The organism is Bradyrhizobium sp. HKCCYLS3077, assembly GCF_051167555.1.
GTDB lineage: Bacteria > Pseudomonadota > Alphaproteobacteria > Rhizobiales > Xanthobacteraceae > Bradyrhizobium.
In genome coordinates this window covers 38,647-60,313 of sequence record NZ_JBNPTH010000007.1, presented here as the reverse complement: position 1 = coordinate 60,313, position 21,667 = coordinate 38,647, and the positions used below count along the sequence as shown (strand labels likewise).

The window sequence follows — 21,667 nt, the reverse complement described above, 5'->3', positions numbered from 1 at the left end:
CCGGCGGTGGCGGTTCCAAAATCCGGCCTCTGCCTTGAATCTGCGAAACGCTATGTTTCCCCGGAAATCTGTGGCAGTTCCATACTATCATGCCGTGATGGGATGATTCAGTTCCGCCGTGGAACGGAGGGGCCATGGAATGCGCGCGGTGCGGGAGGCAAAATCAGCCAGGGAGAGCGTCATGCGATCTCTGCGGTGAGCCGCTCGGCCTCAGATGTGAGGCGTGCAGCCACGCGAACAACTCGTCGAATCGCTTCTGCGGCCAATGCGGCTCGCCGCTGCCGGGACGGGTCGCTCCGCCCGACCAGGCCGCTCAGCGCGTCCTGAGGACGCTGAGCAGCAAGGGCGGCGAGCGCAAGCGCCTCACCATTCTGTTCGCCGACATTCGCGATTCGACCCAGCTGATCGACAGCCTCGGCGATCCCGAGCTCGCGATGCAGCGGCTTGATCCGGTGCTCAACCTGATGAAGGAGGCCGTTCACCGCTACGACGGCGTCGTCAACAAGACGCAGGGCGACGGCGTGATGGCGCTGTTCGGCGCGCCAGTGCCGCATGAGGACCATGCGGTGCGCGGCTGCCTTGGCGCGCTCGCGATGCAGGATTCGATCGGGCGTCTGGCGGACCCGCATCTGCAGGTCCGCGTCGGGCTGCACACCGGCGAGGTCATCGTCCAGGTCGTCGAAAACAGCATGTACCAGACCTACGACGCGGCCGGGGCCAACGTGCACCTGGCCAACCGTCTGGAGCACATGGCCGAGCCCGGGACGATCCTGATCAGCAAGGAAACCTATCTCGGCGCCCGCCAGTTTGTCGAAGCGGAATCACTCGGCACGCACACGCTGCGAGGCATTGCGTCGCCCGTCTCCATCTACAAGCTGATCGGCCGCCTCAGCGCGCCGGCGAGCGACGTCTTCCGCAGCGGACAGCGCCTGCTGCCGCTGATCGGGCGCAACGCCCAGCTCCGGGTGCTCGAACGCGAGCTCGACGACGTGCTGGCCGCGCGCGGCGCCGTGGTCGGCATCGTCGGCGACGCCGGCATCGGCAAGAGCCGGCTGTGCTTCGAGTTCGCCGAGCACTGCCGCCGGCAGGGCATTCGTGTCTACGAGGCGCGCGTGCTCGCGCACAGCCGCACCACGCCATTCCAGCCGGTGCTGGAATTGCTGCGCGACTTCTTCGGCATCCGCGCCAAGGAGCCCGTGGAGGTGTCGCGCCAGCGTGTCGTCGACAAGCTTGAAGCCATCGGCATGCCCGACACGGCGCTAGTGCTGCTCCTGGACTTCATGAGCCTCGCCGACCCGGCGCGGCCCGCGCTGCGGCTCGATCCCGGCGTGTTCAAGACGCGCCTCCTGAACGTCTTCAAGACGCTGTTCCGCACGGCGCCCGCCGACGGCGCCGTCGTGATCATGATCGAGGATCTGCACTGGCTCGACGAGGCCAGCGAGGAATTCGTCGAGGCTCTCGCCGAGGCCACGATCGGCACCAAGACGCTGCTGGTCGTCAACTATCGGCCGGGTTTTGCCGCGTCCTTCATGCAGCGGGCGCTGTTTCACGAGCTGCATATCGTCCCGCTGGCCTCCACCGAGGCGCGCGAGCTGCTGCGCGGCGTGTTCGGCGACGATCCATCGCTGGAGCAATTGGCCGGCGACATCGTCGAGCGCGCGCAAGGCAATCCTTTCTTCCTCGAGGAGCTGGCGAGCGCGGTGTCGGAAAGCGGCGGCTTCGAAGGCGAGCGCGGCGCCTACCGGCTCAAGGGCGGCATTGGCCCCATTCCGCTGCCCCCGACCGTGCATGCCGTGGTGGCCGCGCGCATCGACAGGCTCGGCGAGACCGCCAAGAGCGTGCTCGAAACCGCCGCCGTGATCGGCCGCTCGGTCGCACTTGCGGTGCTCAGGCCGGTGATGGAGCTCCCCGATGCCGAACTCTATGAGGCGCTTGCACAGTTGCGACAGGCCGACCTGCTCTACGACCTGCCGCCATTCGACATGGGCGTGCTCGCCTTCCGCCATCCGCTGATCCAGGAGGTGGCCTATGCGATGCAGCTGCGCTCGCGGCTGACCGGCGTGCATCTGGCCGTGGCCAAGGCGATCGAGTCACTCGATTGGGGCAGCCAGGACGAGTTCGCCGCCCTGATCGCCTCGCACTACGAGTTCGCAGGCCAGACCATGCAGGCCGTCGAGCATCTGCAGCGGGCAGCGCGCTGGATCGGACGCACCAACACGCCGGAGGCGCTTCGGCTCTGGCGCAAGATCCGCAACATGCTCCAGGCGTTGCCGCCGTCGGAGCACGTCGATCGCCTGCGTGCTTTGGCCAGCGGCCAGATCCTCAATTGCGGATGGCGCGAGGGCATGTCGGCCGACGAGGTGAGGCCGTTTGCCGAGGAGGCCCTGCGCTATGCGCGCTCTTCCGACAAGATGCATGAGCCCATTCTCATCGGCGCGTATGGCCGGGTGCTTGCGTCGACCGGAGCGGCTGACGACTACGTCGATCTGGTGCAGAACGCCGTCAAGCTGACGTCGGAGGAGGGCGACGTCGGACGTTACGCCACCGTCAATGCCATGCTGGCCCAGGCGTTCTTCATGTCGGGGCGCCCGCGCGAGGCGCTGGCCGCGGCCGAGACCGCCCAGGATGTCATTCGCAGCCAGGGTGGCTTCGACAGCAACGTGACGCTCGGCCTGACGCCTAACCAGATCCTGGGTTTCGATGTCGAATATTGGATCAGATGTCTGAAGTCGCGGATCCTGCTCCAGCTCGGCCGCTTCGAAGACGTCGAAAAGGAGTTGGCCCATCTGCTTGGCGAGTCGGCTCAGCAAGTGGCCGCCGTCGTGCGCTTCATCCCGCATTTTGCTTCGGTCGAGTTCGGGTGGGCGACCGGCAACGCCGCGATGGTGCGCGACCACGCGGCCCGCGTGAACGACATCGCCGAGCAATCGGGCATGCCATACATCCGCATGGCGGCCCTCTGGTGCGCAAGTCTCGCGCTCGCTGCCGCGGGTGATCTCCCCTCGGCGGCGCAGGAGCTTCAGGACGCGATCGCCTATGCGCGCCAGAAGAGAGCCGGCCTCGAGTTCGAGCCGCGCATGCTGGCGTCCTACGCCGCGTTGCTCTGGCAGGCCAAGCGGATGGACTCGGCTCTTTCGGCGGCCGAAGAGGCCATTGCCGTCGGTCAAAGACGAACGGATCGCATCGCGCAGTTGCACGGCCTGCTGCTGAAGGGACACATCATGAGCTCCGCTCCGCATGTAGCTGCAGCAGATGATGCTCGTCGCTTGCTGGCGGAGTGCGAAGGACTGCTGTCGATCACGGGTGCGGATTTGCATCAGCCGTTGTTGATGGCGCTGAGGTCCTCCCTTGAACAAGTAAGATGATATGGGCAGAGTGCCGGCGTTTGTATGACCAAACGATGGCGAGGGACCCATGGGTGCAATGATCAAGGACAGCACGACGCTGGATATCGTCGTGCAGTTGAATAAGCGTTTTGATGCGGATGCGTTGGCCGAAATGGTCGAGTTGCAGCGTGAGTTCGGGGTTTTCTCACTGCAGCACGGGCTGCAGCAGTCTTTCGCCCTGCTCGGAATCGTTCCGTCCGACTGGTCCGAGCGGCGCCGCTGGTACAAGTTCCTCGAGTTTCTCAAGACCTACCCATCGGATATGCCCAACGTGAATGGGCATGACCGCGTCATCAAGGCGTTCAAGGACAATCTCGAAGCCGAGAAGCCGCTTCCCGTCTCGATCGTGTGCCATGCCGCGGCTGATGATCCGCGCGTCACCGTGTCCGAAGGACGCCCCGTGGTGTTCTCCCTCGATGTTCACGTGATGGTGTCGATTCCGACGACGCCAGGGCGTGAAGTCCGCCGTCAGGCGGCCGAGACCGCGCGGGCGAGGCGAGTCGAGAAACGCAAGAAGTGAGCGAGACGCAGGGCGGCGGTCCTGAGCGGACGGATCCTCCTCCGGAGGCCGTCTGCTCCGGCGTCGATGCCTACTACACCGCTTGCGTCGCGCGTCATGGCGCGACGCCGCGTGGCGTCGATTGGTCGTGCGAGGCGACGCAGAGCCTGCGCTTCGTGCAGCTGATGAAGCTGTGCGACACGTCGGCGCCGTTCAGCCTTAACGATGTCGGCTGTGGCTACGGCGCGCTGGTGCCGTTCCTGGCTTTCCGTCATTCGTCCTGCGACATCGACTATCTCGGCATCGACTTGTCCCGCGCCATGATCAGCCGCGCCCGCCGGCGTTTCTCCGGCCCCCGGCGGCGCTTCATCGTCGCCGCGCAGAGCCCGCGCGTCGCCGACTATTCGGTCGCTTCAGGGATCATGAACGTCAATGTGGGCTATCCGCGCGAGGTCTGGGAGAGCTACATCAAGGATCTGTTGCGGCAGCTGCATGCGGCCAGCCGGCGCGGCTTCAGCGTCAACTTCATGCACGCAGATGCCGTCGATCCATTGGATCGCGAGCCGGCGGCGACGCGTCTGTATCGGACGACGCCGGACATCTGGTCCGAGCATTGCGCGCGCGAATTTCCGGTCACGGTCGATATCCTCGGCAACTACGGCATGAAGGAATTCACGCTGTTGGTGCGCCGCAAGCCGGACCCGGGCCCGCTCCAGGCGAGCCCGCCAGCCTGATGCCGGGCCGGCCGACATCATCGTCGCGCGCCGATCGTCGCAGTGACGCCATCGAGGGTGCGGTCGACGTGCTGATCTCGCCGCGAGGCCACGCGAGCCCTTCGCGGCTCGAACGCGCCTGCGCGCTGCTGCGACGGCAGGCGCCGCTGCATTGGGTCGAGCGCCCCGGCGTGCGCCCGTTCTGGGCCGTCACGCGCCATGCCGATATCGCGGCCATCGAAACGCAAAGCCGGGACTTCGCCGCGGGACCTCGGACCTATCTCGCCAGCGAAGCCTCCGAGGCTGTGCTGCAGCGCGTGACCGGCAAGCCGCAGCTCGTGCGCGGCCTGACGGAGATGGATCCGCCCGATCACGCCGTCTACCGCGCGGTCATTCAAGCAGCCTTCTCGCCGCCGGCCTTGCGCGACATGGAAGCCTGGCTGCCGCGATGGGCGGCCGAGATCATCGATCGCGTGGCGGCGCGCGGCAATGAATGCGACTTCGCCGCCGACATCGCGCGGCCGTTCACCTTCCGCGTCATCGGCCGCATGCTAGGCACGCCCGAAGCCGATGATGCGCGGCTGGCGCGGCTCGCCCAGGCCTTCGTTGGTGCCGAGGATCCCCAGCGGCGGCTCGCGGAGTCGCCGGCCGACACCATGCGGATGGCCATGCTGGCGCTGCGCGACTATTTCGAAGCCGTCGCCGCCGATCGCCGCGTCCATCCGCGCGATGACCTCGCGACGATGATCGCGACGGCCACGCCGCATGGCGCGGCAATGCCGCATTACGAATTGATCTCCTACTTCATCCTGCTGGTCACCGCGGGTCACGACACCACGGCGCTCGCGCTCGCCGGAGGGCTGGAGGCGCTGCTGGCCGCGCCCGACCAGGTTGCGCGGCTGCGCTCGGGGCCTGATCTCCTCGACAGCGCCGTCGAGGAGATGTTGCGCTGGACCAGCCCCGTCCGTCATTTCATGCGGACCGCTATTCGCGACACCGACATTGCCGGCCGGCGCATTCGCGAGGGCGAGGCGTTGGCGCTGTTCTTTCATTCTGCCAATCGCGACGAGGCGGTGTTCGAGGACGCCGGCACATTCCGGATCGATCGCCGGCCGAATCCGCACATTGCCTTTGGCCGCGGACCGCATGTCTGCTTGGGGCTGCATCTGGCGCGGATGCAGATGCGGGCGCTGCTGACGGAACTGTTGCGGCGCACGGAGCGGATCGAACTGGCGGGGCGGGTTCGCCGCGTCGAGTCGCCCTTCATGAGCGGTGTGAGCGCGCTGCCGCTACGCATCTCGTTTTGCGCGCCGCGTCGTGCGGCTGTAGCATGAAGCGCGATCAACTGCGGACCGTGCGTACGGCGTACGCTGTGAGGCTGACATGAGTGACCTCGCCGATCTGTTTCCAGGCTATGCGTCCGAATGGATCGACACCTCCGCGGGGCGCGTCTTCGCGCGTGTCGGCGGCAGTGGTCCGCCGCTGCTGCTGCTGCACGGCTTCTCCGAAACGCATGTGATGTGGCACCGCGTGGCGCCAGCGTTGGCCGATCGCTTCACGCTGATCGTCGCCGACCTCCCTGGCTACGGCTGGTCCGACATGCCCGACAGCGATCCGGAGCACACGCCGTACACCAAGCGCGCGATGGCGAAGACGATGATCGAGGCGATGGAGCAGCTCGGCCATGTCCACTTCGCGCTGGCCGGCCACGATCGCGGCGGCCGCGTCGCCTATCGGCTGGCGCTCGATCATCCCGGCCGGCTGTCGAAGCTCGCCGTGCTCGATATCCTGCCGACCTATGACTATTGGGAACGTATCAACCGCGCCTATGCGCTCAAGATCTACCACTGGGCATTCCTGGCCCAGCCGGCGCCGCTGCCGGAGACGCTGATCGCGGGGGCGGGCGAGTTCTTCCTGAAGCAGAAGATGGCGAGCCAGACCAAGAGCAAGACGCTTGACGCGATCGACCCTCGCGCGCTTCAGCACTATCTCGCGCCGTTCCGCGACCCCGCGCGAATCCATGCGATGTGCGAGGACTATCGCGCCGGCGCCTATGCCGACTATGAGATCGACAAGGCCGATCTCGGCGCCGGCAAGAAGATCACGATCCTGATGCTGGCGCTGTGGGGCGATGCCGGCATCGCGCGCGCGGCGGCGACACCGCTCGACACCTGGGGGAAACGGGCGACCAACGTGCGCGGCGCGCCGGTCGATTCCGGGCATTTCCTCACCGAGGAGGCGCCATCCGAGACGGCGCGGCTGTTGCGGGAGTTCTTTCTGAGCGAGTGACATCAGCGCCGCGCCTTGAAGAACTCCTTCAGCATCTGCGCCGCTTGTTGTTCGCCGACGGCCGAATAGACGTCCGGCACGTGATGGCAGGTCGGGGAGGCGAAGAAGCGCACGCCCGACTCGACGGCGCCGCCCTTGGGGTCGGCCGCCCCGTAATACAGCCGGCGGATGCGGGCGAAGGAGATGGCGCCGGCGCACATCGTGCACGGTTCGAGGGTCACGTAGAGGTCGCAATCCACCAGCCGCTCGCTGCCGATCACCTGGGCGGCCTGGCGCAAGGCCAGGATCTCGGCATGGGCGGTGGGATCCCGGTCGGTCAGCGTGCGGTTGCCGGCGGTGGCGATCACCTCGCCGTTACGGACGACCACGCAGCCGATCGGCACCTCGCCAGAAATTCCGGCCGATTCGGCCGCTTTCAGGGCCAAATCCATGAAAGAAGGGCTGTTCATGGCTCGTATTACCCGGTCAAGTCTGCTACTGCATCGCCCTTCAGCAAAACCGGACACCGATTTCCCGCGTGACATGCGCTGCTCAGAGCGCGCGTATCACCCCGCGTCCTGCACCTCGAAGCGAGACCTTCATGCCCCGTGATACCGACAAAGACAACGATACCCGCGGCCGCCGCGGTGGCGCCCCGCGAGGGCGGTCCGAGGGGGCCAAGGGACCTAAGGGACGCTCGGGCGCCGCGCGCGGGCCTGAGAAGAAGTTCGCCAAGCGCGGTTTCGGGGCCAAGGACGGCGGCAAGAGCTTTGCCAAGCGCGACGGCGACAAGCGCTCGTTCGACGAGGGCCGCGCGCCGCGCCGGCGCGACGACGGCGATGCGCCGCGCAAATCCTTTGGCGACAAGCCGCGCTTCAATCGCGATGAGCGTCCGCGTGGCGACCGGCCCTATGCCGCTCGCCCCGCCCGGGCCGCCGATGGTGAGAAGCGCGCCTTCAAGCCGCGTGGCGACCGGCCGAAATTCGATCGTGATGAGCGCGGTGGTGAGAAGCGCCCCTATACGCCGCGTGCCGGCCGCGACGAGGCCCGTCCTGCGGGGCGGTCGTCGGAGCGCAAGTTCGGCGAGCGCAAGCCTTACGCGCCGCGAGAGCGTGACGGTGAGAAGCGTCCGTATACGCCGCGTGGCGAGGGCGCGCGCGATCGCGGCGACCGGCCCGCGCGCAGCTTCAGTGACCGTCCGTCGCGTGGAGGTGATCGTCCGGAGCGCAAGTTCGGCGGCGAGCGCAAGTTCTCGCGCGGCGCCGAGGGGGATCGCGGCGAGCGAAAGTTTGGCGGCGGCGCACGTGGTCCGCGCAAGGAGTTCGGCGACCGACCGCCGCGGGGTGAAAGCAAGCCGTGGCAGAAGCGCGATGGCGATCGCGCCGAGCGCGGCGCGCGTCCGCCGCGCGAGGGCGGCCGCAGCTACGACCGTCCGCGGTCCGACCGCACCCGTGAGGATCGTCCGAAGTTCGACCGGCCGAAATTCGATCGTCCGCGTGATCGCGGCGACGACCGGGGCTTCGACAAGCCGCGCCGCCGTCCCGAGGGGCGCACCGACTGGCAGGAGCACCCGCGCAGCGAACGCCGCGAGTTCGGCGATCGGCCGCGCCGCGACAATGAGAACGACGGCGAAATCTTCGCCAAGCGCCCGGCGTTCGGCGGCCGCGGCCCGTATCGCGAGCGCAAGCCTGAGCCCGAGAAGCGCAGCAAGCGCGTCGTGCCCGACGAGGCGCCGAAGCCCGGCAAGACCGGCGAGCGCATCGCCAAGGTGCTGGCCCGCGCCGGCCTCGCCTCGCGCCGTGACGCCGAGGAGATGGTGACGCAGGGCCGCGTCAGCGTGAATGGCCGCGTCATCAACTCGCCGGCGCTCGACGTCACAGAGAACGACGAGATCAAGGTCGACGGCGCGCCGCTGCCGGAGCGCGAGCGGACACGGCTGTTCCTGTACCACAAGCCGCGCGGCCTGATGACGACGCACAGCGACCCCGAGGGGCGCCCGACGGTGTTCGACAATCTGCCCGAGGGCCTGCCGCGGCTGATCTCGATCGGCCGGCTCGACTTCAACACCGAGGGCCTGCTGCTGCTCACCAATGACGGCGGCCTCGCGCGCGTGCTCGAGCTGCCGGACACCGGCTGGACGCGGCGCTACCGTGTCCGCGCTCATGGCGAGATCACGCAGGGACAGCTCGACCAGCTCGCCGCTGGTGTCGAGGTCGATGGCGTGAAGTATGGTCCGATCGAAGCGACGCTCGAGCGCGACCAGGGCGCCAATGTCTGGCTCGTCGTGGCGATCCGCGAGGGCAAGAACCGCGAGGTACGCAATGTGCTGGCGCATCTCGGCCTCGAGGTGAACCGCCTGATCCGCGTCTCCTATGGTCCGTTCCAGCTCCTGGAGCTGCCGGAGGGCGAGGTGCAGGAGGTCAAGACGCGGGTGCTGCGCGAGCAGCTTGGCGAGAAGGTCATCGCGCAGTCCGGCGCCGATCTCGGGCCGGCTGGCAATAGCAATCGCGAGCCGCTGCCGGATCCGAAGCCCAAGCCGAAGCGCGAGGTCGTCGCCGACCGCAAGGGCCGCCGCGTCCTCGTCCAGCGCACCGGCAGCGAGGAGGCCCGCGAGCGCCACGAGGCCGAGGCGCGCTTCCCCGGCCCGCCGAAGCGGCCGAAGCGCGGCTATCACGGCAAGCGTGATATCGCGCCGCGGGACGACGAGTAGGGCGATGCGGCCTGCTGCGATGTATGCCGCGGACTCAGTCTTGCTAATCTCCGACGCTCGGGTGGTCTCTCCTCTCCCTCCTCCCTTGTGGGGGAGGGGCGGGGAGGGGGGTAACCCAGCAGGCAGTCTCGCTCGTGGCACCCCCACCCCCGACCCCTCCCCGCCTAGCGAAGCTTCGCTTCGCGCGGGGGGAGGGGAGCATAGCTCCCGCGTTGTTACTGCATCTCCCAAAGCAGTCAGAGGCGCGTGATGCGTGTCGTCGGGGGGCGGCTGAAGGGCCGCAACATTGCTTCGCCGGCGTCGCGCGATATCCGGCCGACGCAGGATCGGCTGCGCGAGGCGTTGTTCAACATTCTGGTGCACGCCTACGACAATCCGGTCGAGGGCGCGCGCGTGCTCGATCTGTTTGCCGGCACCGGCGCGCTCGGCATCGAGGCGGTGTCGCGCGGGGCTGAGTTCACGTTGTTCGTCGACAATGGCGCCGAGGCGCGGGCGCTGTTGCGCAACAATGTCGAGGCGCTGGGGCTCGGCGGCGTCACCAAAGTGTATCGCCGCGATGCCACCAATCTCGGCCCGACGCATCCGGTCGAACCGTTTGCGCTGGTGTTTCTTGATCCGCCTTACGGCAAAGGCTTGGCGGAGACGGCTCTGGTGTCGCTGCGCGATGGCGGCTGGCTGGTGCCATCGGCGTTGCTGGTGGTCGAGGAGTCCAAGGCCGCGGCGTTCAAGGCGCCAGACGGGTTCGAGGAGCTCGAGCGGCGCGCCTACGACGACACGGAATTCGTGTTTCTGCGCCGCTCGTGATCCTTGCTCGGTGTCGCCTCTGCAAACGCAGGGGCCCATAATCACAGGATCACGTTGGGAGGCAGGCTGCTCGCCACCCCGTTCTTTTTCCTCACGGCTGCTGCGGCGTATGGGTCCCGGATCGGCGCCTCCGCGGCGCTTTGCGCCGCTGCGGCTTGTCCGGGACGACACCGGATTTGTAGCTATCGTCGTGGCCTCGAGCGTCGCTATCTCCTCCCGAACAGCTTCTCGACGTCGGCGAGCTTGAGCTCGACATAGGTCGGGCGGCCGTGGTTGCACTGGCCGGAGTTCGGCGTCTCCTCCATCTCACGCAGCAGCGCGTTCATCTCTTCCGGCTTGAGGCGGCGGCCGGCGCGGACGGAGCCGTGGCAGGCCATGGTGGCGGCGACGTGCATCAGGCGGCGCTCCAACGGCAGCGCTTCGCCCCATTCCTCCATGTGCTCGGCGAGATCGCGCAGCAGCGCCGACGCATTGACCTTGCCGAGCAGCGACGGCGTCTCGCGCACCGCGACCGCGCCGGGGCCGAAGGATTCGATCGCGAGCCCGAAGGAGGCGAGCTCATCGGTTCGCGCAAGCAGCGACTCGACGGTGGCCTCGTCGAGCTCGACGATATCCGGGATCAGCAGGATCTGCCGCTGCACGCCGTGGGTCGCAAGCGAAGACTTCAGGCGCTCATAGACGATGCGCTCGTGGGCGGCGTGCTGGTCGACGATGACGAGGCCGTCGCGCGTCTGCGCCACGATGTAGGTGTCGTGGATCTGCGTGCGCGCCGCGCCCAGCGGACGGTCGAGCAGGTCGGGCGCCGCCGGCTGCTCGTGCAGCCGCAAATCGGCGCGCGGGCCGCCGACGTCGAACGCCGACTGCATCGGCTCGGCGAAGGCGGCAGACGAGAATGCTGCCGGGCCCGCAGCCGCATCGTCATAGAGCGGCATCGGCGCCACCGGCGCCGACGGCGAGCGCTGCCAGTCCCAGTTCATCGGCGCAGCGTTCGGCCGCGGCGGCGAGAATGCCGGGCGGAACGCCGCGATGGTCGCACCGCCATCATTGGCCGCGGTGCGGCGGCCTTCGCGCGCCAAGCCTTCCTTCAGCGCGTGGATGATCAGCGCGCGGACGAGACCGGCGTTGCGGAAGCGCACCTCGGTCTTGGCCGGATGCACGTTGGCGTCGACCTCGCGCGGATCGAGCGTGACGAACAGCGCCACCACCGGATGGCGGTCGCGCGGCAGATAGTCCGCATAGGCCGCGCGCACCGCGCCGAGGATCAGCTTGTCGCGCACCGGGCGGCCGTTGACGAACAGATACTGGCCGAGCGCATTGGCCCGCGTCAGCGCCGGCGCCGCGGCGAAGCCTTCCACCACGACATGATCGCGCTCGCTGCGCACGGCGATCGCATGGCTGCGGAAGTCGGCGCCGAGGATATCGCCGAGCCGCGTCAATTGTCCCGGCGCGCCGGGCAGCGCGGCGGCCCAGGTCACCGGCGCGCGCTCCTCGCCGGCGATGGTGAAGGCGATGTCGGGCCGTGCCATCGCCAGCCGCCGCACCACCTCGCGGATCGCCTCGGCCTCGGTGCGGTCGGTCTTGAGAAACTTCAGCCGTGCCGGCGTCGCGTGGAAGAGATCGGCGACCTCGACGCGCGTGCCTTGGTTCAACGCAGCGGGCACGATCTCGGACTTGTCGCCGCAATCGACGGTGATCGCCCAGGCATGCGGCTCGCTCTTGTGCCGTGTCGTGATCGACAGCCGCGCCACCGAGCCGATCGAGGGCAGCGCCTCGCCACGGAACCCGAGCGTGCGGATCTGCAGCAGATCCTCGTCGTCGAGTTTGGAGGTCGCGTGGCGCTCGACCGCGAGCGCGAGATCGGCCGAGGTCATGCCGCCGCCATCATCTGTAATCGCGATTGTCCGCCGTCCGCCGCCGTCGGTGAAAATGTCGATGCGGTGGGCGCCGGCGTCGATGGCGTTCTCGACCAACTCCTTGACCACGCTCGCGGGCCGCTCGACCACCTCGCCTGCCGCGATGCGGTTGATGATCTGCTCGGGAAGCTGGCGGACGGGCATGGGGCTGACTGGCTTGGATCTTAAAGGCACGAGCACGCTGCTGCGAGCGGCGAGAATAGCGCGTTTTATGCAGTGCGGCAGGCGAAAGCCACGTTCTCCAACGGGATTGTGAGGCGGGCGGGGCCGGTATATCGTTTTGCGAAAATGACAATCTGCCGGAGGAAGCCCATGTGCCGTCTGTTCGCACACCAGCCTCAGCGCGATTATGAGTCGCAGACCCGCTCCTTGCGGATCGGCGGCCATAGCACGTCGATCCGGCTTGAAATGGCGTTCTGGGACACGCTCGAGGAGATCGCGGCCAAGGAAGGCATGAGCGTCGCCAAATTCGTGACCACCCTGTATGCCGAGGTGCTCGACCATCACGGCGAGGTGAAGAATTTCGCGTCGCTGCTGCGGTGCTCCTGTCTGATTTACCGAGCGAAGGTGAGCGCGGCGATGCCGGAGTTCACCGCGGCCGCGATCATGGACGCGGCCGAGTAGCCACACGGGCAGTCTTTCGTCTCCCTCCCCCGCCTGCGGGGGAGGGCGGGGTGGGGGCGCCCCACGGATAGTCTTTGCCGTATGAGCTCCATCATCAGCAATCTTTGCTGAGCGTTCCCCCACCCGCATCGCATCTTCGATGCGATGCGACCTCCCCCGCAAGCGGGGGAGGCGCTGACCGTCGTTGCGGTGACGGGGATGCCCGATACGATTGAGCAGACTCATATCTCCTTCTTCTGCATCGCGCCCGCGATGTAGTCGGCTTGCCTGATCGCCAGCGCTACGATGGTCAGCGTCGGATTGCATGCCGCGCCCGTGGTGAACTGGCTGCCGTCCGACACGAACAGATTCTTCACGTCGTGCGTTTGGCCGAACTTGTTGACGACGCCGTCTTTCGCCTTCTCGCTCATCCGGTTGGTGCCAAGATTGTGCGTCGAGGGATAGGGCGTGGTCGGATAGGTCACAGTGGCGCCGACGGCCTCGTAGATCGCCGAGCCCTGCTTGTAGGCGTGGGCGCGCATCGCGACGTCGTTGGGATGATCGTCGAAATGCACCGACGCCACCGGCATGCCGAACTTGTCCTTGGCGACCGGATCGAGCGTGATGCGGTTGGTCTCCTGCGGCATGTCCTCGCCGACCAGCCACATGCCGGCCATGCGCGGATAGGTCTCCAGCGCCGCGGTGAAGCTGCGGCCCCAGGCGCCGGGGTTGAGGAACGCCGCCATGAAGGGCAGGCCGAGCGACAGGGTCTCCATCTCGTAGCCGCCGACGAAGCCGCGCTTCGGATTGAACGCCGCCTCGTCGCGCACGATGCCGGCCATCGTGGTGCCGCGATACATGTGCACGGGGTTCTCGAACGTCGCATAGACGCTGCCGGTCATGTGCCGCATGTAGTTGCGGCCGACCTGGCCCGACGAGTTCGCGAGTCCATCCGGGAACAGGCTGGAGGCGCTGTTGAGCAAGAGCCGCGGGCTCTCGATCGAGTTGCCGGCGACCGCGACGATGCGCGCCTTCTGCTGCTGCATCTTGCCGTCGGCGTCGGCATAGACGACGCCGGTCACCTTGCCGGACGCGTCATGCTCGATCTTGATCGCCATGCAGCCGGAGCGGACCTCGAGATTGCCGGTGGCCTCGCCCTTCGGAATCTCGGTGTAGAGCGTCGACCATTTCGCACCGGACTTGCAGCCCTGGAAGCAGAAACCGATCTGCTGGCACGCGCCGCGGCCGTCGCGCGGCTGCGAGTTGATCGCCATGTTGCCGGTGTGCACGGTCTTGTAGCCGAGCCGCTTGGCGCCGGCTTCCAGCACCTTGAAGTTGTTGTTGCCGGGAAGGCCGGGAATGTCGTTGGTGCGCGTCACGCCCATCTTGAACTCGGCCTTGGCGTACCACGGCGCCATCTCGGCCAGCGTCACCGGCCAGTCGAGCAGCGTCGTGCCGGGCACGCCGCCATAGGTGGTACGCGCCTTGAACTCGTGCTCCTCGAAGCGCAAGGAGGCGCCGGCCCAGTGCACTGTGGAGCCGCCGACCGCCTTGACGATCCAGGCCGGCAGATTGGCGAAATCCTTCGCCACGCGCCAGCTTCCCGAGGTGGTTCGCATGTCGGTCCAGGCGAGCTGGGTGAAGCTCTCCCATTCGTCGTTGATGAAGTCGGGGATCTCGTAGCGGCCCCCGGCCTCCAGGATCACGACCTTGATGCCCTTCTGCGCGAGCTCGTTGCCCAGGGTGCCGCCGCCGGCGCCCGAGCCCACGATCACGACCACGCTCGAATCGTTCAGATCGAATTTTGCCATTGTGGTTTCCTCCGTGTTCTCGTTGTTGTTCGCCGGCGTCAGGCTTTGGGCAGCCAGTCGATGTCGGAGAAGCCACGGTTGATGTAGCCGCCATGCTCGGCGGAGGAGCCCTCGTAGCCGAACTTCGGCCAGAGCTCTTTCTGGTTGTACAGCGACACCACGAGATCGCCGCGCAGCGTCTTGAAGAAAGTGGTCTGCTCGATGCCCACAAGCAGCGCGACGCGGTCGGTTTCCCACGGCACCTGCGCATAGGGCACCTTGTGGCGGTCCCTGGCGTCCTGGTCGAGCCGGGCGATGCCATCATTGATCATCGCCTTGACGGCAGCATCTTCCGCCGCCTTGCCGTCCCACGGCTTGACGGCAGTGATGTAGTAGCGGTCGGCGAGGAAGTCGTGCGGATAGATGTCGCGCGCGACCTTCACCAGCGTCTTCAAGGTCGCTGGCGTCAGCGCCTTGGCATCCTCCGCCCAGGCATCGGTGACGCCGACGCCGGTCGCGGAGGCGACGGCGGCGGCCGGCACTGTCGCTGCCGCGCCCTTCAGGAAGACGCGGCGGTCGTATTTGTTACGGCGATCGACTTCTCTCATGGCAGTTTCCTCCGTGTGATTTTTATTTGTAATTCCGTGGTCTTGCGGCTCAGCCGAAGCGGCCGCCGCGCTGGATCACCTCGATCTTGTAGCCGTCGGGATCGCTGACGAAGAAGAAGCGGGCCAAGGTCGCGCCATTGTGCTTGAAGTCGCGCAAGGGGCCGGGCGCCAGGTTCTCGCGCTCGAAGCGGGCGTGCTCGGCATCGACATCGTCGACCACGACCGCGAGATGGCCGTAGCCGTCGCCGAGCGTGTACGGCTCCTTGCGGTCGAAATTGACGGTCAGCTCGACCTCGAACGGCGACGAGGGATGGCGCAGATAGATCAGCGCAAAGCCGTCGAAGCGGAGATTGTCGGCGATCTCCAGGCCGAAGGCGCGCTTGTAGAAGTCCAGCGCCTTGGCCTCGTCGAGGACGCGGATCATGGAATGTACGGGCTTTGCCATCTCAATTGTCCTTCAGGTAGTTTATGATCGCGGCGCGGACGTCGGGCTTGGCCTGGCGATAGGCCATGACGGCGCCGGGGATCAGCTCTTGCGGATTGGTCAGCCAGGCGTCGAGCTTGGCCTCGTCCCAGGTGAAGTCGGCTTTCGCGAAGCCGGCGGAATAGCGGAAGCCTTCGACGGAACCGGCGCGGCGACCGACGATCTTCGACAGCGGCGGTCCCTGTCGCATCGGCTCGGTGCTGCTCAGCGTGTGGCAGACACCGCATTGCTGCTTGAACAAGGTGGCGCCATCGGCGGGCTTGGGCGAGGGCAGTGCCATCTGCGCGGAGGCGATCGTGGTGCCGAGCACCGCGCTGCAAAACAGCCGGACAAAAACAGGCGCAAGCCGCGCCGCACGCCATCCCGACATCGATCCTCGCTCTCGTTTTTTCTGAGAGTAGGTTGCAGCCGATGTGGCGTGGTAGTAGCCGGCTGTTTCAGCGAGAACAAAGCAGGCGCGGGTCGTTGCAGCGCGGGAGGTGGGTCAGCAATGCAGACTCATCGTCATGCGATCGGTCGGCGAAAGAGGATACTGCCGCTTCTTCTTGTGCCACACCCACCGTCATTCCGGGGCAAGGCCGCAGGCCTTGAACCCGGAATCTCGAGCTTGGCTTGCGTTCGTTTCCAACAATCTCGGGATTCCGGGTTCAATCGCCGATGCGCAAATGCGCATCGACGATTGCCCCGGAATGACGGGATTGGGTGACAAGCCGACGGCCGGCCAACTAATCGTCGAAACGTCTCGCGCCGCGGCCGGCCTTGACGTCGCTGCGCAGCTTCTTGCCTTCGAGGCGGCGCTGCTTGGAGCCGAAGGTCGGCTTGGTCGGGCGGCGGACCTTCGGCCGCACCATCGCCTCGCGCAGCAAGGTCACGAGGCGCTCGATCGCGTCGGCCTTGTTGCGCTCCTGGGTGCGGAAGCGCTCGGCCTGGATCACGATGACGCCGTTCTTGGTCATGCGCTGGCCGGCGAGGCGGGCGAGCCGTGCGGCGGCATCCTCCGGCAGCGTGACGCGGCTGGTGTCGAAGCGCAGTTGCGCCGAGGTCGACAGCTTGTTGACGTTCTGGCCGCCAGGGCCGGAGGCGCGGACGAACGAGATCTCGATGTCGTTCTCGTCGATGGCAAGGTCGCGGGAGATCCGCAGCATGGGGCACCAGGGGAATCGAAGGATTTCGTGGGCACCATAGCGAGTTTAGCGGCGGTGTGCGCGGGTGGGCAGTGACCAGATTTATGATGGTGCCGCGACGCTACCAAAACCTCCGCTGTCATCCCGGCGAACGCCGGGATCCATAACCACAGGGAGCGGTTTGGGGCAGGCTGGTCATGACCGCCTTTCGCATCATTTCGGCTGCGGCGTATGGGTCCCGGATCGGCGCCACGCCGCGCTTCGCGCGTCGCGGCTTGTCCGGGACGACACCATTTGTGTTGTGGCAGCTGTGGTCAACCGCACCGAGGTGTGATGCGGCGTCGCCTCCGCTCAGTTCGTCTTCGTCACCGGCGCGGTGACCGGCGCCTGCGCCGGCTCGGCCGCCGCCTGCGGCGTGCGGCCGACCACCGCCGTCAGCAGGCCCTGGCTCCAGAGCTGCTTGGCCGCCTTCTTGGCATCGTCGAGCGTAACCGCATTCACGATCTCGCTGCGCTTCTCGATGTAGTCGATCGGCATCTTGTCGAGCTGGTACTGCAGCATCGCCTGCGCCAGCTTGGAGGAGGTGTCGAGCGCCAGCATCTGCGAGCCGTTGATGTAGGACTTGGCCTCGTCGAGCTCCTGCTGGGTCGGACCTTCCTCGGCCATGCGGCGGATCTCGCCCTCGACCGCGGCGATGGTCTCGCTGGCGCGGTCGAAGCGGGTCGCGGTGTTGCCGATGAAGAGGGCCGAGTGATCCATCCACAGCAGCGCGTCATAGACGGAGTAGGCGAGGCCGCGCTTCTCGCGCACCTCCTTGTACAGCCGCGACGACAGGCCGCCGCCGCCGAGGATGTGGTTGACCACATAGGCCGCCATGAAGTTCGGGTCGTGGCGGCGGATGCCGGGGCCGCCGAAGGTGATCACGGTCTGCGGCACGTCGAGCGAGACCAGCACGCGCTGCGGCGGCTTGGTGGCGACGACGTCTGGCACCGGCGTCAACTGCGCCTTGGCCGGCAGGCTGCCGAAGGTCTGGTCGAGCAGCTTGCCGAGCGTCGCCGGATCGACATCGCCGACGACGGCAACCTTCAGCGTGTCCTTGGCGAGGACGCGGCCGACATAGGCCTTGAGATCGTCGACGGTGATGCTCGGCACGCTGTCGAGCGTTCCGTTGGCGGGACGGCCATAGGGATGGTTCGGAAAGGCGAGCTCGAGGAATTTGCGGCCCGCGAGCGAGCTCGGGTTTGTGGTCTCGCGACGCAGCCCCGAAAGCACCTGCGACTTGATGCGCTCGACATCGGCGCTGTCGAAATGCGGCGAGGTCAGCGCCGTGCGCAACAGGTCGAACGCTTCGTCCTTATTGTCACGCAGCATGCGCAGCGAGCCGCGGAACTGATCGCGCGACACCTGAAACGACAGCTCGATGGCGCGGCGGTCGAGGCGCTCGTGGAAGGTCTTGGAATCGAGATCGCCGGAGCCCTCGTCGAGCAGGTCGGCGACGAGATTGCCGACGCCGGGCTTGCCCTGGGGATCTTGCGAGGCGCCGCCCTGGAAGGCGTATTCCATCGCGATCAAGGGGACGGTGGCGTCCTGGACGAACCAGGCCTCGATGCCGCCGGGCGAGACCAGGCGCTGGATCTTGGTCGCGGCCTGCGCGGCCGGTGCCAGCGTGAGCGCGGCAGCGGCAACGGCAAGCGTGCAGGCGAAACGGCGGGCGAAGCTCATTGTGCTCATCACGACCGCTTCTCCTCGCGCTTGGCCGCATTGTCCTTGATCAGATAGCCGGTCACCGAGCGCTTCTTCTGCAGCCAGGTCTGCGCGGCGGCGCGGACCTGCTCGGCGGTGACGGCGCGGATGCGGTCCGGCCAGCTCCGGATGTCCTCGATCGAGAGCCCCGTGGTGAGGCCGCCGCCATACCAGCGCGCCATCGTCGCCTGGTTGTCCTGGGCGTAGATCGCTTCAGCAATAAGCTGCGTCTTGACGCGCTCGAGATCCTCGGCGCGCACCGGGTTCTGCGCGAGCTCGGCGATGACGCTGTCGACGACGGCTTCAACCTGGGCAAACTCGACGCCCGGCCGCGGCGAGGCCGCGATCGAGAACTGGGTCGGATCGAGCGAGGTGCCCTGATAGGACGCGCTGGCATTGATCGCGAGCGGCTTGTCGACGACCAGCGCGCGGTAGAGATAGGAGTTGCTGCCGCTGCCCATCAGCTGCGCCAGCACGTCGAGCGCGGCCGACTGGCCGGGCGCTGCGGTCGTGGCCGAGGGCACCAGATAGAAGCGCCGCATCGAAGGCTGCTCGACATGCGGATCAGCGAGCGTGACGGTGCGCGGCGCCACCGGTTCCGGCTCCTGCGGCCGCATGCGGCGGGCGGGGATGTCGGGCTGGGAGGGGATCTTCGCGAACGTCTTTTCGACGAGCGGACGAACCTCGTTGACGTCGGTGTCGCCGGCAATCACCAGCGTCGCATTGTTGGGTGCATAGAAGCGGCGATAGAACGCCAGCGCATCCTCGCGGCTGAGCTTCTCGATCTCCGGCTTCCAGCCGATCACGGGACGGCCATAGGGATGGTTGACGTAGAGCGCCGCCATGATCTGCTCGTTGAGGCGGGCCTCCGGCGAGTTGGCGACGCGCATGTTGTACTCTTCGAGCACGACGTCGCGCTCGGGCAGCACGTTCTCGTCCTTGAGCACGAGGCCGGTCATGCGGTCGGCCTCGAACTCCATCATCTTCGGCAGCTGGTCGCGCGGCACGCGCTGGAAATAGCCGGTGTAGTCGACCGAGGTGAAGGCGTTCTCATTGCCGCCAATCTTCAGCACGGTCTTGGAGAACTCGCCGGCCGGATGTTTCTCGGTACCCTTGAACATCAGGTGTTCGAGGAAATGCGCGAGGCCCGATTTGCCGGGCGTCTCGTCGGCGGAGCCGACCTTGTACCAGATCATCTGCGTCACCACTGGGGTGCGGTGATCCTGGATGACGACGACCTGCAGGCCGTTGGGAAGCGTGAAGCTGGCGGGGGGCTCGGAGGCGAACGTCGTTTGCGCCGAAGCGCCGGCCGTGAACGCAAACAGGGAGACGAGTGCGGCGGCGACGGGAATGAACCGGTGCGAGGACATCATGATCCTTCTGAAAGCCCGCGGGAGGGCGGGGCGATCGGGTTTGAGCGCAGCATGCTACACCGCGCGGGACGGCGCCCGGCGTCACAAAACGGCGACATGGTGCCGCCCCAAGACATTAAATTTCGCTAACGCCGGCTTGAGCCGGCATCCCCGGAAAAGATGAGGCGGTCGCCGCCGTCACCGTTCCTTGCCGGTCATGATGTCCAGCTGCTTGCCCCCGATCGGCTCCATCTTGCCGGTGCCATAGGCATAGCTGGACGAGGGGGTCTGGTAGCCCGGCGGCGGCTGGGTCAGGCTTTCGCGCTGCGGCTCGCTGGTAAACTGCTTGGTCTCGGTGTCCGTGCCCTTGAACATGCCGAACAGGCCGCCCTTGAAGCCGAGCTGGGACGGGCTCATCATCGGGTTGTTGCTGACGCCGGGCTGGATCGGCTCGGTCGACTTGGCGGATGCCGTGCGGCCGGCACGCATCTCGGCGGGGGTCAGCGGACGCGAGGCGGCGACCGGATCCTTGTTGTCCTTCTTGCGCGCGGCGGCGGCTGCGCGGCGCTGCTGCTCGTCGGGGTCCTTCGGCCAGTTCGGCGCGGTTGCCTGGGCCGCGGAGGCCGGCGGCGGCAGATCGAGCTTGGGCGGGACCACCAGCGGCGAGCGCTCGCGGTAATTGATGGTCGGCGTCTCCATGTTGGTGCCGCCGAGGCCGCGCATCACGTTGTCGATGATCTTCTCTTCGAAGGTCTTGTCGTCTTCCTCGTCCTCCTGGGCACGGGCCGCGCCCGTGGCCATGATGACGCCGATGCCGAGCACGACCGCCGAAAGGCGCAGGGCGCGAATGGCTGGGCGGCTCACGATCCGGCCGCTGACTTCGGTCTTGCGCATGGCTTTCCCTGTCCTCGCTTGTCCAGTGGTCGTGCTCCGACGAACCGGCCGCGACTCCATCGTCTGAATAACCCGCGCCCCTAGGGGCCGTCCGGTCATCGCGCCGATCTCGAAAACGTGAAGAACGTCAGGCTCTTGACCCCAAGTCACCCCGGGGATCGGCACCGGCCGGTATCGACCCGGATCAGGGCGCTTTTGCGGCGGAGCCCCCGAAGAAGGAGTCATACAGCAGGCCCGCCACCCCGGCAACGATGGCCACATCGGCCATGTTGAAGATGTACCAATTGTAGACCGTGCCGCCGATCTGGACGTGGAACAGCGCGAAATCGACCACGGCGCCAAACGCCAGCCGGTCGATGCCGTTGCCGATCGCGCCGCCAATGATCAGGCCGAGCGCCAGCGTCGCCAGCTTGGTTTCCGCCCTGAGCATCCAGATGCCCAGCGCGATCACCGCGACCACCTTCACCGCCATCAGACCGTATTGCGCCATCGGTGAGTCGTTCTGCAGCCAGCCGAAGCTGATGCCGATGTTCCAGGCCAGCACGAGATCGAAGAACGGCGTGATCTTGACGGTGCCGCGGTTCGGCAGATCGAACCCGTAGAGCAGCCACAGCTTGGTGGCCTGGTCGATGATGAGTGTGGCGAGGGCCGCGAGGAGGCCGAAGCGGAGGCGGGCGGTCATTGCAGAGTGGCCGTGGGATCGTCACAGCGCGTACGCGGCAGGTCCTCACCTCTCCCCGCGTGCGGGGAGAGGTCGGATTGCATCGGAGATGCAA

Annotated in this window: 19 protein-coding genes; 8 read left to right on the top strand and 11 right to left on the bottom strand. The window is 66.9% G+C overall.

Annotated features, from left to right (window positions below):
• Positions 1 to 134 precede the first annotated feature (134 nt).
• From ACQR0Z_RS26320 to ACQR0Z_RS26300, 5 genes are read left to right on the top strand one after another with little or no spacing between them, the layout of a single operon-like run.
• The gene (locus tag ACQR0Z_RS26320) at positions 135 to 3,365 is read left to right on the top strand and encodes an AAA family ATPase (protein WP_434920577.1); all 3,231 of its coding nucleotides are present in this window, start codon (positions 135 to 137) and stop codon (positions 3,363 to 3,365) included.
• Positions 3,366 to 3,414: 49 nt separating this feature from the next.
• A complete protein-coding gene (locus ACQR0Z_RS26315; protein WP_434856160.1) occupies positions 3,415 to 3,906 on the top strand; it encodes a hypothetical protein in 492 nt (163 codons plus the stop codon).
• A complete protein-coding gene (locus ACQR0Z_RS26310; RefSeq protein WP_434856159.1) occupies positions 3,903 to 4,619 on the top strand; it encodes a methyltransferase domain-containing protein in 717 nt (238 codons plus the stop codon). Before ACQR0Z_RS26315 ends, ACQR0Z_RS26310 begins: the two co-directional genes overlap by 4 nt.
• On the top strand, positions 4,619 to 5,932 hold the full coding sequence (locus tag ACQR0Z_RS26305; RefSeq protein WP_434920576.1) for a cytochrome P450: 1,314 nt from the start codon (positions 4,619 to 4,621) through the stop codon (positions 5,930 to 5,932). Before ACQR0Z_RS26310 ends, ACQR0Z_RS26305 begins: the two co-directional genes overlap by 1 nt.
• Before the next feature lie 49 nt (positions 5,933 to 5,981).
• Complete coding sequence (locus tag ACQR0Z_RS26300; protein ID WP_434920575.1) at positions 5,982 to 6,887, top strand: alpha/beta fold hydrolase; 906 nt, start codon at positions 5,982 to 5,984, stop codon at positions 6,885 to 6,887.
• A gap of 2 nt (positions 6,888 to 6,889) precedes the next feature.
• Here the strand turns inward: ACQR0Z_RS26300 and ACQR0Z_RS26295 are convergent, their stop codons facing one another.
• Positions 6,890 to 7,336: a nucleoside deaminase gene (locus tag ACQR0Z_RS26295; protein WP_434877605.1), complete on the bottom strand. Its 447-nt coding sequence runs from the start codon at positions 7,334 to 7,336 to the stop codon at positions 6,890 to 6,892.
• 131 nt (positions 7,337 to 7,467) lie between these two features.
• Between ACQR0Z_RS26295 and ACQR0Z_RS26290 the strand changes: the two genes are divergently transcribed.
• The gene (locus ACQR0Z_RS26290; RefSeq protein ID WP_434920574.1) at positions 7,468 to 9,576 is read left to right on the top strand and encodes a pseudouridine synthase; all 2,109 of its coding nucleotides are present in this window, start codon (positions 7,468 to 7,470) and stop codon (positions 9,574 to 9,576) included.
• Between the two features lie 249 nt (positions 9,577 to 9,825).
• Positions 9,826 to 10,380, top strand: coding sequence for a 16S rRNA (guanine(966)-N(2))-methyltransferase RsmD (gene rsmD, locus ACQR0Z_RS26285; protein WP_434920573.1), 555 nt, complete (start codon positions 9,826 to 9,828; stop codon positions 10,378 to 10,380).
• A gap of 206 nt (positions 10,381 to 10,586) precedes the next feature.
• On the opposite strand, the gene mutL is transcribed toward rsmD, so the two are convergent.
• On the bottom strand, positions 10,587 to 12,437 hold the full coding sequence (gene mutL, locus ACQR0Z_RS26280) for a DNA mismatch repair endonuclease MutL (RefSeq protein ID WP_434920572.1): 1,851 nt from the start codon (positions 12,435 to 12,437) through the stop codon (positions 10,587 to 10,589).
• Positions 12,438 to 12,605: 168 nt separating this feature from the next.
• On the opposite strand from mutL, the gene ACQR0Z_RS26275 reads away from it, so the two are divergent.
• Positions 12,606 to 12,917, top strand: a complete 312-nt coding sequence (locus tag ACQR0Z_RS26275; protein WP_434877601.1) for a ribbon-helix-helix domain-containing protein — start codon at positions 12,606 to 12,608, stop codon at positions 12,915 to 12,917.
• 221 nt (positions 12,918 to 13,138) lie between these two features.
• On the opposite strand, the gene ACQR0Z_RS26270 is transcribed toward ACQR0Z_RS26275, so the two are convergent.
• The 9 genes from ACQR0Z_RS26270 to lspA all read right to left on the bottom strand — a co-directional run bounded on the left by ACQR0Z_RS26270 (position 13,139) and on the right by lspA (position 21,573).
• Positions 13,139 to 14,707, bottom strand: coding sequence for a GMC family oxidoreductase (locus ACQR0Z_RS26270; RefSeq protein ID WP_434920571.1), 1,569 nt, complete (start codon positions 14,705 to 14,707; stop codon positions 13,139 to 13,141).
• Between the two features lie 38 nt (positions 14,708 to 14,745).
• On the bottom strand, positions 14,746 to 15,294 hold the full coding sequence (locus ACQR0Z_RS26265) for a gluconate 2-dehydrogenase subunit 3 family protein (RefSeq protein ID WP_434920570.1): 549 nt from the start codon (positions 15,292 to 15,294) through the stop codon (positions 14,746 to 14,748).
• Between the two features lie 49 nt (positions 15,295 to 15,343).
• On the bottom strand, positions 15,344 to 15,739 hold the full coding sequence (locus ACQR0Z_RS26260) for a VOC family protein (protein WP_434920569.1): 396 nt from the start codon (positions 15,737 to 15,739) through the stop codon (positions 15,344 to 15,346).
• A 1-nt stretch (position 15,740) separates the two neighbouring features.
• Positions 15,741 to 16,058, bottom strand: coding sequence for a c-type cytochrome (locus ACQR0Z_RS26255; RefSeq protein ID WP_315784600.1), 318 nt, complete (start codon positions 16,056 to 16,058; stop codon positions 15,741 to 15,743).
• A gap of 445 nt (positions 16,059 to 16,503) precedes the next feature.
• Positions 16,504 to 16,923, bottom strand: a complete 420-nt coding sequence (gene arfB / locus ACQR0Z_RS26250) for an alternative ribosome rescue aminoacyl-tRNA hydrolase ArfB (RefSeq protein ID WP_434920568.1) — start codon at positions 16,921 to 16,923, stop codon at positions 16,504 to 16,506.
• 330 nt (positions 16,924 to 17,253) lie between these two features.
• Entirely contained in the window at positions 17,254 to 18,633 is a 1,380-nt protein-coding gene (locus ACQR0Z_RS26245; protein ID WP_434877598.1) for a M16 family metallopeptidase, read from the bottom strand.
• Positions 18,633 to 20,018 carry a M16 family metallopeptidase gene (locus ACQR0Z_RS26240; protein ID WP_434856147.1) on the bottom strand — a complete coding sequence of 462 codons (1,386 nt, stop codon included), beginning with the start codon at positions 20,016 to 20,018 and terminating at the stop codon, positions 18,633 to 18,635. The genes ACQR0Z_RS26245 and ACQR0Z_RS26240 overlap by 1 nt, the downstream gene beginning before the upstream one ends.
• A gap of 177 nt (positions 20,019 to 20,195) precedes the next feature.
• Positions 20,196 to 20,891: a hypothetical protein gene (locus tag ACQR0Z_RS26235; RefSeq protein ID WP_434856146.1), complete on the bottom strand. Its 696-nt coding sequence runs from the start codon at positions 20,889 to 20,891 to the stop codon at positions 20,196 to 20,198.
• 184 nt (positions 20,892 to 21,075) lie between these two features.
• Positions 21,076 to 21,573 (bottom strand): signal peptidase II, encoded by a 498-nt coding sequence (gene lspA, locus ACQR0Z_RS26230; protein WP_434920567.1) that lies wholly within the window; start codon positions 21,571 to 21,573, stop codon positions 21,076 to 21,078.
• Between the last annotated feature and the right edge of the window lie 94 nt (positions 21,574 to 21,667).